Below are 16,821 nucleotides of genomic sequence, written 5' to 3'. Positions count from 1 at the left end.
TGAAGCGGGTCCGGGAGGACGAGAATGGCAACGTGGCACAGGGTGGAGCTCGGCGTCGACGCCCCGTGATGCAACTCTGTGGGACAAGACCGAGCTGGCGGCGTGAGGTCACGGGAACTCAGCGTGGTGGTGCACGGCGGGACAATCGCTCGAAAGAATGAGTCCATTCCCGGTTCAAGAGATCTTCATCTGCGGTTCACGATTCGCACCGAGTACCTCATGCTAGCTTGCTTCCTGTCGTCGTGGGTGTGACCGAGTACCAGGCGCGTGCTCTGGCAAAGGGGAACCGTAGTGGTGAGAGCGCTTCTGATCCTGACCGTAGTCTGCACGCTCGGCGTCTGCTGGATCGTCACTCCGCTTGGGGCCCAGGTCTCACCAGGCGATCGGGTGCTGCACCTCGCCGATGTGTATCAAGCGCTCGGCAGCGGGAATGCGCAGATCGAAGCGGCACGGCAGATGGCCATCGCCGCCGAGGCGCGTGTCAAGCCAGCGAGTACCCTCTCCGACCCGCAAATCCAGTTTGGCCTCATGAATCGGAATCTCCCCGGCTTCGGTCTGCAGGATCCGCTTGGAATGAACCAGGTGCAGGTGATGCAGATGATTCCGATCGCTGGTCAACTCGGGCTCACAGGGCGCGCGGCGGCAGCACGGGCGAGTGCGGCCCGCGCCCGCGCCTCCGATGTTGGCTGGGAGCTCCGCGCGCGGGTCGCGATGGCATTTTACGAGATCTACCAGCTCGATCGCGCGATCGAGGTGAACGCTGCGACTCGGACACTCCTGCGCGATATCGCAACGACAGCGCGCACGATGTACTCGGTGGGCAGGGGTCGCCAAGCAGACGTGCTCCGGTCATCCATCGAGATCGACCGGATGAGTGAAGAGGTCGCGCGGATGAAGGCAATGCGAGAGGCGGCGGCCGCGCGACTCAATGCCTTGCTCGACCGACCTGCCGATACCGATGTGCCGACACCAGCGCTTCCCCGGTTTCCCGAAACGATTCCCTCCGCCGACTCGCTGGAACGGCTGGCACTTGCCGGTCGTCCGATGCTCCTCGCTGGCGAGTCGGAGGTTGCCGCCGCCGTGGCGGCGGAACAACGCGCTCGCCGCGAGATCTGGCCCGACCTCCAGCTCGGCGCGATCTACGGCCAGCGACCCATGGCAAGCGGCACTGACCGGATGGTCAGCCTGATGCTGGGATTCTCGGTGCCGATCTGGGCTGGCCGCCGCCAGTTCGAGATGCGTCGCGAAACCGAGGCGATGCGGCTCGGTGCTGAGGCGGAATTGCGCAGCATGCGAGCAGACACTCGGGGGAGGCTTGGCGAACTGGCTGCAGCGGTACGACGCAGCCGCGCGCTCCGCGCCCTCTACAACAGCAGCATTCTGCCCCAGGCGGAAGCGACCGTGAGCGCAGCACTGTCGGCATATCAAGCCGGCGAGGTGGACTTGCCGATGCTGCTTGAAGCGCGGATGACGGCATACCGCTATCGCCAGCAATTGTCCCAGCTGGACGCCGATGAGGGGACGGCCCTGGCCGAAATCGAGATGCTCCTCGGTCGAGCCCTCTTCGACTCGGCGGTCTCCGAACCAGTGAAGTCGCAGGGAGCCCCACGATGATTCGGCGCGACGAGCGTTCACCAGACGGAGCCGACCTGTCGCCATTCCGTTCCGCTGGTCGGCGTCGGATCGGCCGAGTGCCGGCATTGGTGATTTTTGGTGCCGTGCTGTTAGTGGCGTTCCTCGCGGTCCGACTCGCAGGTCGGCGGACGGAACCGCCAGTGGCCTCCAACAAGCAGGCCGATGCCGTGTCGCCCACCGAACAGAGCGCGATGCCCGTCAAGTTGTCGGATGAGCAAGCCCGTCGGATCGGCGTCACCTATGCCCCGGTACGACTGGGGGCGCTTGGGCGGGTCGTGCGCACCGTCGCGGTGGTGGCGTACGATGAGACTAGAATCAAAGCGGTGACGGCGCGTGTCGATGGCTGGGTCGAGCGCCTCTATCTCGACTTCAACGGCGAAGCGGTGCGGATTGGCGATCCGCTCTTCACTCTCTACTCCCCGATGCTCGTCTCGGCCCAGCAGGAGCTCCTCCTCGCCAAGCAACTTCGCGAGCGGGTCGCCAACGGCTCAGTCGACGCAATTCGCGGGGCGGACGAACTCCTGGCATCGGCGAGGCAACGGCTCCTGTACTGGGACGTGCCTGCGAGTGATGTCGAACAAATCGAAGCAAGCGGTACCATCCGGAAGGCGCTCACCTTCCGGTCGCCGGTGCGGGGGGTCGTGATCGAGAAGTCGATTATCGGCGGCCAACGGATCATGGCCGGTGAGACGCTGTTCCGGGTTGCGGACCTCAGCATCGTCTGGCTGGAGGGGGAGATTTTCGAGCGCGACCTCCCCTCGGTCCGCCTTGGTCTGGAGGTAGTCGCCGAATTCGCGGCGTTGCCCGGTGCTCCGCGCAGTGGGCGCATCACATACATCTACCCCACGCTAAATCCCGAAACACGGACGGCACGAGTTCGGGTTGAGCTGGCGAATCCTCAGCTTGCGCTCAAGCCCGGGATGTACGCGACCTTCACCTTCGCTGCAATGACCGAGCCCGTCCTCAGCGTGCCGCGCTCGGCCCTCCTCTCCACGGGAAAGCGGGACCTGGTGTTCATCCGCCGTCCGGATGGTGCCCTCGTGGCACGCAATGTCACCGTTGGCCTGGCGACCGATGAACGCATCGAGATCCTCACCGGCCTGACGCGATCGGATACGGTCGTGGCTTCGGCGACCTTTCTGGTGGACGCCGAGTCGAATCTGAGCAGCCTACTCGGAGGGATGGGGAATATGCCCGGGATGGGCGGCTCGGTGGCCCCGTCAACCACCCCCGTCCGGCCGGGGAAGGGTACGGCACCTGTCGTCGGGAAGCCGGCCCCCAAAGACACCATGCGCATGAAGATGCCGGAATGACCGGTGATGCTTAGACGGCTCATCGACTGGTCGGTGTCAAACCGGCTCATCGTCCTCATCTTCACGATCGCGGTGATTGGCGGCGGAATGTGGGCCATCAACCGTACGCCGCTCGAGGCGTTGCCCGATCTCAGCGATGTGCAAGTGATCGTGCAGGCCGAGTACAACGACCAGGCACCCAGGATCGTTGAAGACCAGGTCACCTATCCCATCGCGGCCGAGATGCTCAAGGTGCCGGGGTCGCGAACGGTGCGTGGTTACTCGTTTTTCGGGATCTCCTTCGTCTACATCATCTTCGAAGACGGGACCGACCTCTATTGGGCACGCTCACGAGTCCTTGAGTACCTGAGCGGCATCAAGGGAAAGCTTCCCGCGAACGTGACCCCCACACTCGGGCCCGACGCGACCGGTCTGGGCTGGGTGTATCAGTACGCCCTCGAAGACACCACCGGGCGCAAGAGTCTCGCCGAATTGCGCAGTATCCAGGACTGGTACCTCCGGTATGCACTGACGGCGGTGCCCGGAGTCTCGGAAGTCGCGGCGCTCGGCGGGTTCGAAAAGCAATATCAGGTGGACCTCGATCCAGCCAAGCTGCTCGGCTATCGCATCCCGATCACCGCGGTCATGGCGGCAATTCAGAATGCGAATGCCGATATCGGGGCCATGGTGGTGGAGCTGTCCGAGCGGGAGTACATGGTGCGCGGATTGGGCTACCTCAAGTCGCTCGCCGATATCGAGAACGTCGTCGTCGGTGCCACCGCCAGTGGGACACCGATTCGCGTCGCCGAACTGGGTCGCGTGAGCGTCGGTCCCGCTGTCCGACGAGGGATTGCGGAACTGGACGGACGTGGGGACGCCGTGGGCGGGATCGTAGTGATGCGCTTCGGTCAGAACGCGCTCGCCACGATCGGCCGGGTCAAGGCGAAGATTCAGGAGATTCAGCGGGGGCTTCCTGAGGGTGTCGTGCTCACCCCGGTCTACGATCGGAGCGATCTGATCAACCGGGCGATCGAAAATCTACGTGGCAAGTTGCTCGAGGAAAGCCTGGTCGTTGCGGTGGTCTGCATCGTGTTCCTGCTCCACGCCCGCTCGGCCCTGGTGGCCATACTGACATTGCCGCTCGGAATCCTGATGGCGTTCATTGCGATGCGGTGGGTCGGCGTGGGGGCCGACATCATGTCGCTCGGCGGTATCGCGATCGCGATCGGCGCAATGATCGATGCCGCCATCGTGATGATCGAGAACATGCACAAACATCTGGAACGCGCCGTGGACGCCAAGGAGCACGCCGTCGGGCGGGAGCCGGCGGGACGTGCCCTGGATACCGGAGTCCTCACCACTGAGGAGCGATGGCAGGTGGTCCGCGAGTCCGCCAGAGAGGTCGGTCCTGCGCTGTTCATCTCCCTGCTCATCATCACAGTGTCGTTCATTCCGGTATTCACACTGGAGGGGCAGGAAGGCCGGCTCTTCAAGCCCCTCGCCTTTACCAAGACCTTCGCGATGGCCGCCGCGAGCCTCCTTTCTCTCACCATCGTGCCGGTCACGATGGGGCTCTTCATCCGAGGGAAGATCTACCGGGAACGCGCCAACCCCATCAATCGCTGGCTCATCGCGGTCTACCGACCGGTCATCACCTTCGTGTTGCGGAGTCGTTGGCCGGTCGTGGGTGGAGCGGTGGTGGCGCTGGTGCTGACGCTGATTCCCTGGTCGCGCATCGGCGGGGAGTTCATGCCGCCGCTCGGCGAAGGCACCATCCTCTTCATGCCGACCACATTGCCCGGGGTGAGCGTGGCGCGCGCGAGGGAAATCCTCAAGGTCCAGGACGGGATACTGAAGAGTTTCCCGGAAGTTGATCACGTCTGGGGCAAGGCGGGGCGCGCCAACACGGCGACCGACCCCGCGGGGCTCGATATGTTCGAGACGACCATCACCCTCAAGCCCGAGTCGGAGTGGCGTGAGGGGATGACGTATGACGCCCTCGTGGCGGCGATGGACTCAGCGGTGCGGCTGCCGGGCATCACCAACGCCTGGACGATGCCGATCAAGGCGCGTATCGATATGCTCGCCACCGGCATTCGCACGCCGGTGGGAATCAAGTTGTTCGGCCCCGACCTGGCCGAACTTGAGCGACTCGGGAAGGAGGTAGAGCGTGCGGTGCAAATGGTGCGCGGCACTCGCAGCGCCTTCGCCGAGCGGGCGGTGTCAGGCTATTACCTCGACATCGATATCGACCGCGCTGCGGCGGCGCGTCACGGTCTCAATATCGGCGACGTGCAGACGGTGATCGCGACTGCGGTCGGAGGAATGGTCATTACCCAGACCGTGGAAGGACGTGAGCGTTACGGCGTCCGGATTCGCTACCCGACAGAACTGCGCGATAACCCTGAGCGGCTGGCCGCGGTCCTGATCCCCACGATCCACGGGCTCGCCCCCGGCCAGGGGACCTCGGCAGCCGCCTCGATGGGCGATGCCGCCACGAGCGGCGGAGGGGAGGCGTTCGTTCCACTTGGCCAGATTGCAACCATCAAGCAGGTCGCTGGCCCGATGGTCATACGTACCGAGGGCGCTCAGCCAACGGCGTGGGTGTACGTGGACGTGGTTGGGCGGGACATCGGCGGATACGTGGCAGACGCCAAGAGCCAGGTGGAGCGGGCGGTGACGTTGCCCCCCGGATACACGATGGTCTGGAGTGGACAGTTCGAGTATATGCAGCGGGCGAAGGAACGGATGAAGCTGGTGATTCCGGCGACGCTGGCGATCATCTTCCTGCTGCTCTATTTCAATTTCAAGAGCGTCGGCGAGACGCTGATCGTGATGCTCTCTCTCCCCTTCGCCCTGGTGGGTGGCATCTGGCTGATCTGGCTGCTGGGCTACAACTGGTCCGTGGCGGTGGCCATCGGGTTCATCGCGCTTTCCGGGGTGGCGGCGGAAACCGGGGTCGTGATGCTGATCTACCTCGACCATGCGTGGGCCGCTCGTAGCAAAGCCACAGGGAGCCCCTCCCTCCGCGACCTGTACGAGGCAGTCATGGAAGGAGCCGTCGAACGCGTGCGACCCAAGATGATGACGGTGACGGCCATCATGGCAGGTCTCCTTCCGATTTTGTGGGGGTCAGGAGCGGGGGCGAGCGTAATGAAGCGAATCGCGGCACCGATGGTGGGCGGGATGGTCAGCAGCACCATCCTGACGCTCGTCGTCATCCCTGCGGTCTACTCGCTCTGGAAGGAACGCGGTGTGAGGGCCGGTCCGCTCGCAACGTCGCCTCCGGCGCTGGCAAAGTGAAGCGCTTTCATTTTCGTCATCGCAAAGGTCACTGCCCGGAGCTGCAGCATGAGGAACACAGCGGAGCGATCCACGCCTCGGCCGAACGGGTCTTCGAACTGCTAGACGATCAGACGCGCCTGACGGAACATATGAGCAAGCGCTCGTGGAAGCTCGGGTGGGGGAAAATGGAGACGGTGCTCGACGCGCAGCGCGGGCGCTCGGTGGGGTCGCACATCGTCCTGCGCGGGCGGGTATTCGGGGTCCGTTTGCATCTCGATGAGGTTGTGACCCGCCGCGATCCGCCGCTCGGCAAAACCTGGGAAACAGTCGGCGAGCCGCGGCTACTCGTGATGGGGCCATATCACATGGGCTTCGACCTCGCGCCAGTCGGGGCGCAGACGAATTTGCGTGTCGTGATCGACTACGAGCTTCCGGCCAAGGGGATCTCCTGGGTCCTGGGCCGGCTTCTGGGACGATCATACGCGCGATGGTGTACGCGGCGGATGGTTCGGGAGGCCCAGCACGCCTTCACACGGTAAGCAAACTTTGAAGAAGCATCTGTTCATGCTACGTCACCCGGGACTGTTCCTCAAGAAATGTTCACTGTCGACTCACCGGCCCCTTACGCACATCGGATACGTTTTCAGGCGATTCGATCGGATCGCATGTGCAGGTGATCCTGCCAAGAGGCCTGCGATGTCCGGCAACCGAGTAGCTCACGCTCCACGGGACGAAAAGTTCAGCTCGCACAGCACGACCACACCATCAAGGTGCACACCATGAAAACCATCGACCCGCCGCTCAACAGGGCGCAACCGCAAAGACCTTTGCCGGATGCTGCTGGCGTCAGTGCCGGGATGCACGCCCTGGTCTACAACGGCCCGGGCCAGCGAGCCTGGGAAGCCCGTCCGAAGCCGGCTATACAACTTCCCACGGACGCCGTTGTCCGAATGACAACCGCGTCCATCTGCGGAACGGACCTGCATATCATGAAGGGGGACGTACCGACCGTCGAGCCGGGGCGCATCCTCGGGCACGAGGGCGTCGGCATCATCGACTCAGTTGGCTCGGCGGTGACAAATTTCGCCGTCGGTGACCGCGTCATCATCTCGTGCATCACGTCCTGCGGCCAGTGCGACAACTGCCGCCGCGGGATGTACTCGCACTGCCGCAACGGGGGCTGGATTCTCGGTCACCTGATCGACGGCACCCAGGCCGAGTACGTGCGGATCCCGTATGCCAGCACGAGTCTGCACCGTCTTCCGGAGGAAATCGACGAAGCAGCCGCAGCGATGCTCAGCGACATTCTCCCGACAGGGTATGAATGCGGTGTCCAGAATGGCGAAGTCAAGCCGGGTGACGTCGTTGCCATCGTCGGTGCCGGTCCGATCGGATTGGCCGCGCTGCTCACGGCGCAGTTCTATTCGCCGGCGGAGATCATCGTGATCGACGTGGATGAGGCTCGGCTGGCCGTGGCGAGCAAGCTCGGCGCAACCTTCACCGTCACCAATGCGGATGGCAAGGCGGCCGAGCGAGTGATGGAGCACACCGCGGGGGCCGGCGTGGATGTCGCCATCGAGGCGGTGGGCACTCCCGTCACCTTCGATATATGTCAGGATATCCTCGGTGCTGGCGGTCATCTCGCCAATATCGGCGTGCATGGCCGTCCGGTGTCACTCAAGCTCGACCGACTGTGGTCCCACAACATCACGCTGCGTACCCGACTGGTGGACACCGTTACGACACCGATGTTGCTCAAGGCCGTCGTCGCTGGCCGGGTCCACCCGGCTACCCTGGTCACGCATCGGTTCGCGCTCGCGGACACGATGAAGGCGTACGATACGTTCGCCAACGCCGCTGGCGAGCACGCGATCAAGGTCATGCTCGTGGCTGGCTGAAGGCTCGGGCGGCGCGACGGAACGGAAGAACGGGAAACCGGGGCGTCACCGCGCGGTAGTATCTCCGGCGGAGTTGGCCGCCGGTAGACTGAGCCGAAACACTGCGCCGGGAGAATTACCAAGAAACTCGAGACGACCCCCGTGCGCCTCGGCCCCCGCCTTCGCAATAGCGAGGCCGAGTCCGGTGCCGTCGCCGCGCCGCCGGGCGGGATCTCCTCGGAAGAACCGCACGAACAATTGCGGTAGATGCTCGGGTCGGATTCCGGGGCCGTCGTCCCGAACCGTGACCGCAATGTGGGCCTCTTGAACGAGTTCGATAACGACGTGTCCATCTGGTGCGCAGTGCTTGACGGCATTGTCGACCAGGTTCGTCACGATGCGATCGAGCAAGCGTTCGTCCCCCCACCCAACCGCGTCCACCGTTACGGTGGTCAAGTGGACATGGCGAGCTGCCGCCGCCGCCTGGAATCGAGCCGCGACCCGATCGATCAGCCCACGCACATCGACCTCCGCGACGTGCTCGAGCGGGAGGGCGGCATCCGAACGCGCCAACACCAGAAGATCGCTGGCAAGCCGCGTCAGCCGTTCCACTTCCTCGCGACAGCGCACCAGCGTGTCTCGGTACTCCTCCACGGTCCGGTCCCGCTTCAACGTTACGTCGATGTCGCCTTTCAGGACGGTGAGCGGGGCGCGTAACTCGTGGCTGGCATCAGCGGTGAATTGCCGTTGGACCTGGAAGGCGCGATCGAGCCGATTCAGCATCCCGTTCAGGACGGTCACCAGGCGAGTGAATTCGTCGACGTCCGCGTGCGCCGTAATCCGCTCCGACAGCGTGCCCTCCGAAATCGCCTCGGCCTGCGCCGTGATCTCCCCAGTCGGTCGAAGTGCCGCCGCGGCCAGCCCCCGGCCAAGGGCATAGCCCCCGACGGTTCCGAGCAGGGTGAGGAATACGACAAACAAGGCGAAGCGCACAAGTGTCTGGCGTAGCGGCTCAGTGGGTGCGGCGACCTGCAGGAGATGGACCTGGTGCGCCGCACCGACGAGCGACATCGGATACACCACACTCCGGATCGGACGCCCGCGCCAAACCTGGCTCACACTCGCCACTTGGCCAGCTCCCGCCTCCTCGAGCGCCGAGGCTGGGAGGGTGAGGTTGGCTGTCAGGTTGCCGCTGCGCACGACGGGCTGCCCGTCGTGGCTCCACAGCTGAGCGTACCGAATCAGTTCCACCGAGGGCCCTTCGCGCGCGGCGAGCAAGACGCCCTCGTGGAACACAAAATCTGAGCCGCTGGTCGCGGCTCCTGCCTGCGCCTCCACCTCGGCAAGGTGCAGGAGTGTGCCGTCCAGTTGGCGATAGAGGATCGTGCGCAGCGCGAGTGTGCTGACGATGCCAGCAGCGGTCAGCAGGGCCAATGCTCCGAGGGCCACTCGGACGGCAAGAGCAGCCCGAAACGACCGCATTCTACTGTCTGCCGTGTCGCAGGGCGTAGCCAGCGCCGCGAACGGTCTCGATGACTCGCGGGTTACCGTGCTGCTCGAGCTTCTTGCGGAGGTTCGAGACGTGCGCGTCGATCACGTTTGTCTCGGGGTCAAACGACATATCCCAGACCTTTTCGAGCAACTGCACCCGCGTCACCACCTGCTCTGGGAACAGCATGAAATACTCCAGGAGTCGAAACTCTCGAGGGGACAAGTCGATCGCGCGGCCGCCCGTACGCACTCGCCGCTGGAGGCGATCGAGCTCGAGATCGCCGAAGCGGAGCACACCGCTCACCGGTCCAGTCTGCCGTCGAGTGAGGGCGTTTACTCGCGCCAACAGTTCGTCGAAGTCGAACGGCTTCGTGAGGTAGTCGTCGGCACCGGCGTTGAGGCCGCGGATCACATCGGGAGTCGAGTCGCGCCCCGTAAGCATGAGAATCGGTGTGCTGATCCCTTCACGCCGCAACTCGCTGGAGAGCTGCAATCCGTTCCGCTTGGGGAGCTGGATGTCCAGGAGAATCAGGTCGTAAGGGTTGAGGTGACCCAGAAACGATCCCTCCTCGCCGTCGACCGCGACGTCTACCGCGTGGCCCTCCTCCTCCAGTCCTTGCTTGAGGAATCTGGCTGTTTTCGGGTCATCCTCGACGACTAGAATGCGCATACCTGCCCCGAAGTCTGATGAATTGGCTTGATCAAATGGTAACCGGGCCGATGCTACGCCGCCCCCTCCGACAATTCCACGAAACCTTAATCTGTGCTTGATGCTGCCATAACCTTTGGCCGGGTAACCTGAGGGATGGAGCGTCGCTCCGGCCGGACCACTGTATCAGGGGCAGAGCACGATGTTACGCACCGCGAATGAGGTTGCGGCAGCAGGTAAGGGCTTGAGGCAGGGAGCATCGCGACGTTGGTTGCCATCCGTGGGGCTCGGTGGTCTGCTGCTACTTGTGACCATCGCTCGTCCGGCGACGGCCCAGATCGACTACCGGAACCTCGATGACGACCGCCCAACTGTCACTGAAGATGCCTATCCGGTCGAGCGCTATGCGTTCGAGCTGTTGATGCCGTATCGCTTCGAGCGAATGGTGGGTGGTAGCCGACTCCACCTCACGGTACCCGAATTGGCGTACGGCCTGATTCAGAATGGACAGATCGGCCTGAAGCTCCCGTTCGCGACGCTCACCGACGGCTCCAGCGTCGCCGAGCCCGCCGCAGGGTCGCGATCCGGTCTGGCCGGTGTTTCACTCTTCGGGTTTTACAATTTCAACACCGAGCGAGCACGGGTACCTGCCTTGGCCTTGCGGGCCGATGTGTCATTCGGGGTCGGGCCGCTAGGGGGCCACGGCACCCGGGTCGCTGTGAAAGCCATCGCCACCAGGAGCTGGGGTGCGACACGCTTGCATTTGAATGTCGCGCGAGGGCTCGGATCGGAAGCCAGCCTCCGGCCGGTCGATCCACTGAGTCGATGGAGCTACGGCGCAGCGATCGACAGGACGTTTTTTCGGCAGAGCCTGATGTTCATCGGAGAAATCACAGCGCGCCGTACGACCGAGGGAGTCCCAACTGAGGTCAACGCCGGATTTGGCCTGCGCTACCAGTGGCACGCGACCACGGTGTTCGACGCAGGCATTGCACGACGCCTCCGCTCCGACCTCGGCCCGGACGTCGCCCTCACTGTCGGGTTGTCGCACGCCTTCGCAATTCCGGGGCTGATGCCTCGGGGCCGCTGAGACATTACAGGAGGTGGATGTCGTGCCCACGAAGATTCATCGCGCAATCAGGCGCACTGCGTGCGGGACCATCGGGGTGGCCCTCCTGGCCATCACGGTTGGCGCACAGGATCAGCGCAATGAACAGTTCTACTTTCCCGGTTCGTTCAATTGGCAATTCCTGAGCACGTATCCCGAGGCGGCCCGGCTCTTCAATGCGTTCGACTATGGGCATGCGGTGCTCTACGAGAAGCTGCTCACCAAGCCGGGCAACCTGCATTCGGAACTGGAGGGTCGGCAATTCGACTTCCTCACCAAAGATCTCCTCATTCGTCCGCCGCGATTCGCCATCGTCGAGGAGGCTGTGGAACCAACATACTCCAAGCTGGTCTGGCAGGCGAAGCAGATGTTCGACTGGGCGCACCTGCTCCACCGGCAGATCTATGACGCGTATTCCGATGAGCGACTCTCGCCTGCGGAGCGAGATGTCTTGATCGAACGGCTCACCGACTATTACCTGACGCGGTCGGATTACGCTTTCCGCCCGGTGCCGAAGTCGATGGCGTTGATGGACGAGCAGTATTACAGCCAGGTCTTTCGCAAAGGGTACCCAAAGTTCAATGGTCTCATCTGGTCGTACCACTGGCTGCAGGTGGGGCTGTACGAACCGCTGATCATCGGTGCGACGCGTGCAGAACGAAAAGCCGGGGTGCAGGCGACGCTGGCACGATTCTGGTCGATGCTCAAGGACGCACCCGTCAACTTGCCCAAGACGATGCCGATGGCTTCTGCGATCGCGCCGCGATTCAGTGCGGCGCATCCGCGCGCCGCAGTGATTTTCGACAACCTGCACATGATGCACGACATCATCTCCGACATCCTCGCGGCGGATGTGGTCCCTCGCGCAGACAAGCGGAAGGTGATCTACGAGGCGCTGGCAGAGTTCCGTGATACCACACGCAACGTGATGACCATGAAGGAGTGGCATGAAATGGGGTCGATGATGGGGGGAGTCGGGGCGATGGGCGGTCCCGCGACGGGGCTGCTCTTGCGTCCCTCGTCGAGCGAGCCGGTGGAAGGGATGGCCGGGATGCAGCACGGTGCCGCGTCATCTAGGGACTCCTCGATGCGGGGGATGCCTGGGATGGCAACCCCGCCACCTCCGCAGATTCGTCCGGTAAGCCGCGACTCTACCCCGGCTGCGCCATCCATGCCGGGGATGACGATGCCGAATGTTGATGCCGCGCGACGACAGCTGCTCGAGGCGATGTTGCGCGATCCCGTCATCAGTCGCCGGCTGCAGTCCGATGCGATGCTGCGGCGGCTGAGGGCCGCACTCCCCGCGCCAACCACTCCACCTTCGGTGACACCCCGACAGAGTGCGGTACCGAAACCTCGCGTGCGACCCGACACGACCGTCACGAAACCGATACCACCAATGCCGGGGATGAAGCACCCGTGAAAGGGAATGCAGCTCGAGTTTTTCCCCTCGCCACGTTGGGCGCGGCACTGCTGCTGCTGACCCAGCCATCGATCGCGCGCGCCCACCCCTTCCTCCGTCGGTCGACACCTGCGGCTGCCGACTCCTTAGTCGCTTCACCACTGCAACTGCGGCTCACCTTCAGCGAAGCAATCGAGCTGCGCTTCTCCCGCCTCGAGCTGGTAGCTCCCGATGGCACCATGGCGGCATTGGGTCCGCTCGTCGTAGTCCCGGACTCGCTCGGCACCATCGTGGCTACGCTCCCGCGTGCTCTCGGGACTGGTGAGTATCTCGTGCGCTGGCAGGTGGCAGGTGATGACGCCCACGTTGTCAGGGGTGAATACCGCTTCGTGGTGGGCAGGCGCGTGCGGGCGGGCGGGGAGGCCGCTGCCGTAGTTGTGCCTGCGGCCGAAGCAGTGGCGCACGAGGGTCACCATCTGGCTGAATCGGTTTGGCCGGCGTTTGACGCCTCGGATCCGCTTTTCGTCGGAGTGCGATGGTTGATGTACCTGGCCCTCGTTGGCATCGTTGGTGCCGCGGTCTTTCAAGCGGCCGTCCTCGGGCGCGTTGCGCGGCGCTGGACAGCCCTCGGGATGCCACCCCGCGGGGAGTTGACGGTGTTGAGCGCCGCCGTCGGGCAGATCGCCGCTCTTCTGCTCCTCGTGACGCTACCTCTTCGGCTGGTCGCCCAGTCGGTGGCAATGCACGCGCCGGGACAGGCGTTCCAGGCCGAGATAGTTGGCGGGATGATCGCGCACACGATGTGGGGGTGGAGCTGGTTGGCGCAGCTGGCGCTCACACTCGCTGCCGTAGTCTTGTTCCGTCGGGCCCGCGCGACGTCGCATTGGATGCCGGTGCGCGTCGTGACGTTATTCCTCGCCTTCACTCCCGCATTCTCGGGACACGCCATTGCTGCCGAACGACTGGTCCCGCTTGCTGTCCTCTCCGATGGTCTGCATATCCTCGGCGCTGCCGGATGGTTGGGAACCCTTGCTGTGATGCTGATCGTCTCCATAACAGCGGCAGTGGGGTCGACAGAGGATCATGGCACTTTGGCAGCTGAACTGGTCACCGCGTACTCTCCGGTCGCGCTTACCTGTGCTGCACTTGCGGGGCTTACCGGGGTCGCCTCGGCGTGGATTCATATCGGACACCTTTCGGAACTCTTGACGACGGCCTTCGGGCGCGTGCTGTTACTCAAGCTGACGATTCTCTCGTTGGTCGTCGCTACGGGTGCCTACAACTGGCGACGCGTCCTTCCCGCGCTCGGAGACCGAGTCGGAGCAGCCCGGGTGGTTCGATCAGCCAGTGTGGAGGCGCTCATCGCCATCCTTGTGCTTTTCGTCACGGCCGTCCTCGTCTCCCTGCCGACTCCGCTCGCCGCGGGCGGTCCATGACGGCAGTTCCTCCCCTGCCAGCGCGCTCCCACCCAACGGACGACGACCAATGAATCGCATCACCTCGCGAGCTTCCCGAAATACCGCTGTGCGACGTAATGCCCAGCTTACCCTCCTCCTGTTGATCGCTGCCTGTGGCAGCAAAGTCGAACGCAAAGCGGTCGATAGCACGGCGACCGGGGCAGCCCCCGGCACCGTCGCTCCAGCCTCCGCCATGACGGGCGGAGCGATGGAAGGAATGGCGATGACTGGCGACGCCAATCACGATTTCCTTCGGATGATGAGCGACCATCACAAGGGCCTCATTGCGATGGCTCACGAGACGATGGAGGAAGGGCGGGGGACCGCCGCGTCCCGCAATGACGCGGGTAAAATGGATGCCCAGCAAGATGAGGAGCTCAAGAAGATGGTCACCATGCTCGACAAGGATTACAAGGATCCCTATGAACCCAAGGTGGTCCGGGCTCACGGCGCGATGCTCGACACGCTGCTCACGAAGTCCGGGAGCGCGTACGCCTCAACCTTTTATCGCCTCGTCATTCAGCACCATCGCGAAGCACTCACGCTGATCGATGCGTACCTGCCAAAGGCGACGCGACCTGACCTCAAGGCGATGGCGGAGCAGATGAAGCGCGACCAGACGCGTGAGATCGCCGAGTTCACGAGCAAGGCAACCCCCTGACACTGACTGCTCTACCGGTGCGCCAGCCTTGAATCAAGGCAGGGGCGGCAGGCGTACCGGCTCCCTCACTGCCCCTGCTGTGGAGATGAAGTATGACGACCCATCAGGATCACGGAACGATGCAGGAATGCATCGAAGCGTGTCAGCTGTGCCACGATACCTGCGAAAGCACTCTCAAATATTGCCTGGACAAAGGCGGTGCTCACGCCGAGGCAGATCACATCCAATCGTTGAAGGATTGTGTCGAGAGCTGCGCGAAGTGCACGACGGCAATGCAGGAGATGTCGCCGTCAGTCGAAGCCGTCTGCCGTGAGTGCGCCGAGCGTTGTAACAAGTGCGCCGACTCGTGTGAAGCATTCGGCGATGATGCAACCATGCAACGGTGCGCGGAAGTATGCCGAGCATGTGCGCAGGCCTGCGGAGCCATGGCCTGAGTTGACGGCCTGAAAGCCGGTCGGGGCAGGCCGCAGCAGGTATGCGTCAGCCTGTTCCGGACGGCTCAACGATTGCTGATGAGGCAGGCCTCGCCGCCAGAACGTACGTCGCCCGAGCCACCCTCTCGATCCGACCTCGAGCTTTCAGTCGCAGGAGATAGGTTCGCACTCGATGACGGTAGTCCGGTCGAGCGCCCCAGTGCTCCCTGTGGAACCGTACAACAATGGGGAGCGGGGCGATTTCGTCGCACAATTCGGTGAGGGTCCAGTAGTGTGCTGGACGCTCCGCCATCACGGCCAGGATCGTCTCAGTCCACGTCCAGGTTGGCTGCATTTCGCTTGCTCCGTCGTCCATGGCCTTCGATTCGGCGGATTAACCCTACTCAAGGGTTTGAAACCTCCTAGAGAAGCTTCACGACCAACGAAGCGATCCCCGCTCAGTATTTTCGCGTTGAAATCAATCTTCCGCAACCAAATTCGGGAAACCAATTCCGTGTGAACGCCAGAGGGGTTGCTGGCTTCGCAGGGCCGCGACATCGCGACGCTCGAGTTGTGGATGCTTTCGACCGGTACCGGGCTCATTGGAATCGGTCTCGATGTCGTCGGCCGCGAGGGGAGTACGTTGCTGGTGATTGCCAATGCGCTGCGATTGTTGAGGTACCGGCACGGTCTCCCACCCTAGATTGGCTAACCATGGTTCGGCTCTAGGCAATTCTTACACGCAGTAAAAAACGCGCGCGCGCCCGCCCGAAGATTTAGCTAGCGGCCCTTTCCGGGGACCAGGTCCCGCTTGTCACGCATCATGGCGCGATCTCCCTTTCGCTTCTTGAGCCTCCTAGAGGGCGCGCACACCGTATGAGGCTCTATGCGGGGCCCCGTAGGCTCGCCCAGGGCAAGAGCGGCCTGAGTTGCCATCGCGGCAGGCAGTGATGGCCGGGTGATTTCGAGGGGGCCGTTGCGGCCCGATGTGCGTGGACGTCTGTGCTGGTTGCAGCCGCGGCGGTCTACTGGCCCCGGCCCGCCGGCCGCGACTGGCCGCAAGTAGGCCCGAAGCGCGCGGAGCGACCAGCGAAGCGATCGACGACCGAGATGAACACCTAGAGATCTGATTTCAGGTCTGTACACGGTACACAAAGAAATCTGGCAATAGCTAGCGACCTGGCGGGCGGTCAGGAGCTGGTCCCTTTCCACGGGTCGATACTTCACTCGATCTTGGCGTCTGGACATCGCGATCAATCTCCATCAAATGTGGTCCGCTAGCGGAGGGTCGAAGCTTGTACGGTGGGCGTGCGCCCGGATACCCCAATGTGGTTTGGCCCCTGTAAGGCCTTCTTGCTTCTCGAAGGGCTGGTGCGGCACCGAATGCACGTCGTGTTGGCCGGAGCGGCTCGGCCGATAGTCCTTGGTCACCGTCGTGACGACCACATCCGCTCTGGGTTGCGAGGCCTTTCTGGGCGATTGGCAATCCTCGCATGGTTTCTACGCCGCCAGGGGCCGCAAGCGTCCCGGCGTCGCTGGACTGCTCCCCCC

Annotated in this window: 12 protein-coding genes; 10 read left to right on the top strand and 2 right to left on the bottom strand. The window is 63.5% G+C overall.

The window, feature by feature from the left end; translation table 11 throughout:
- Positions 1–294: 294 nt before the first annotated feature.
- The 5 genes from V4558_03985 (at position 295) to V4558_03965 (ending at position 8,110) form a co-directional block, all read left to right on the top strand.
- Positions 295–1,614, top strand: a complete 1,320-nt coding sequence (locus V4558_03985; protein MES2304638.1) for a TolC family protein — start codon at positions 295–297, stop codon at positions 1,612–1,614.
- Positions 1,611–2,948 carry an efflux RND transporter periplasmic adaptor subunit gene (locus V4558_03980; GenBank protein MES2304637.1) on the top strand — a complete coding sequence of 446 codons (1,338 nt, stop codon included), beginning with the start codon at positions 1,611–1,613 and terminating at the stop codon, positions 2,946–2,948. The genes V4558_03985 and V4558_03980 overlap by 4 nt, the downstream gene beginning before the upstream one ends.
- A gap of 6 nt (positions 2,949–2,954) precedes the next feature.
- On the top strand, positions 2,955–6,230 hold the full coding sequence (locus V4558_03975) for a CusA/CzcA family heavy metal efflux RND transporter (protein MES2304636.1): 3,276 nt from the start codon (positions 2,955–2,957) through the stop codon (positions 6,228–6,230).
- The gene (locus V4558_03970) at positions 6,227–6,751 is read left to right on the top strand and encodes an SRPBCC family protein (protein ID MES2304635.1); all 525 of its coding nucleotides are present in this window, start codon (positions 6,227–6,229) and stop codon (positions 6,749–6,751) included. Before V4558_03975 ends, V4558_03970 begins: the two co-directional genes overlap by 4 nt.
- 318 nt (positions 6,752–7,069) lie before the next feature.
- Positions 7,070–8,110 carry a zinc-dependent alcohol dehydrogenase family protein gene (locus tag V4558_03965; protein MES2304634.1) on the top strand — a complete coding sequence of 347 codons (1,041 nt, stop codon included), beginning with the start codon at positions 7,070–7,072 and terminating at the stop codon, positions 8,108–8,110.
- A gap of 45 nt (positions 8,111–8,155) precedes the next feature.
- On the opposite strand, the gene V4558_03960 is transcribed toward V4558_03965, so the two are convergent.
- Both V4558_03960 and V4558_03955 read right to left on the bottom strand, forming a co-directional pair.
- Positions 8,156–9,571, bottom strand: a complete 1,416-nt coding sequence (locus V4558_03960) for an ATP-binding protein (protein ID MES2304633.1) — start codon at positions 9,569–9,571, stop codon at positions 8,156–8,158.
- A gap of 1 nt (position 9,572) precedes the next feature.
- Positions 9,573–10,250, bottom strand: a complete 678-nt coding sequence (locus tag V4558_03955; protein MES2304632.1) for a response regulator transcription factor — start codon at positions 10,248–10,250, stop codon at positions 9,573–9,575.
- Positions 10,251–10,500: 250 nt separating this feature from the next.
- On the opposite strand from V4558_03955, the gene V4558_03950 reads away from it, so the two are divergent.
- The 5 genes from V4558_03950 to V4558_03930 all read left to right on the top strand — a co-directional run bounded on the left by V4558_03950 (position 10,501) and on the right by V4558_03930 (position 15,973).
- Positions 10,501–11,319 carry a hypothetical protein gene (locus V4558_03950; protein ID MES2304631.1) on the top strand — a complete coding sequence of 273 codons (819 nt, stop codon included), beginning with the start codon at positions 10,501–10,503 and terminating at the stop codon, positions 11,317–11,319.
- Between the two features lie 22 nt (positions 11,320–11,341).
- Positions 11,342–12,760 (top strand): hypothetical protein, encoded by a 1,419-nt coding sequence (locus V4558_03945; GenBank protein MES2304630.1) that lies wholly within the window; start codon positions 11,342–11,344, stop codon positions 12,758–12,760.
- A 35-nt stretch (positions 12,761–12,795) separates the two neighbouring features.
- A complete protein-coding gene (locus V4558_03940; GenBank protein MES2304629.1) occupies positions 12,796–14,175 on the top strand; it encodes a copper resistance protein CopC in 1,380 nt (459 codons plus the stop codon).
- A gap of 88 nt (positions 14,176–14,263) precedes the next feature.
- Positions 14,264–14,857: a DUF305 domain-containing protein gene (locus tag V4558_03935; protein MES2304628.1), complete on the top strand. Its 594-nt coding sequence runs from the start codon at positions 14,264–14,266 to the stop codon at positions 14,855–14,857.
- A gap of 990 nt (positions 14,858–15,847) precedes the next feature.
- The gene (locus V4558_03930) at positions 15,848–15,973 is read left to right on the top strand and encodes a hypothetical protein (protein MES2304627.1); all 126 of its coding nucleotides are present in this window, start codon (positions 15,848–15,850) and stop codon (positions 15,971–15,973) included.
- The last annotated feature ends 848 nt before the right edge of the window (positions 15,974–16,821 follow it).

The organism is Gemmatimonadota bacterium, from assembly GCA_040388535.1.
Lineage (GTDB): Bacteria > Gemmatimonadota > Gemmatimonadetes > Gemmatimonadales > GWC2-71-9 > Palsa-1233.
Note: the sequence above shows the minus strand (reverse complement) of the source record. Positions and strands in the feature narration are given on the sequence as shown.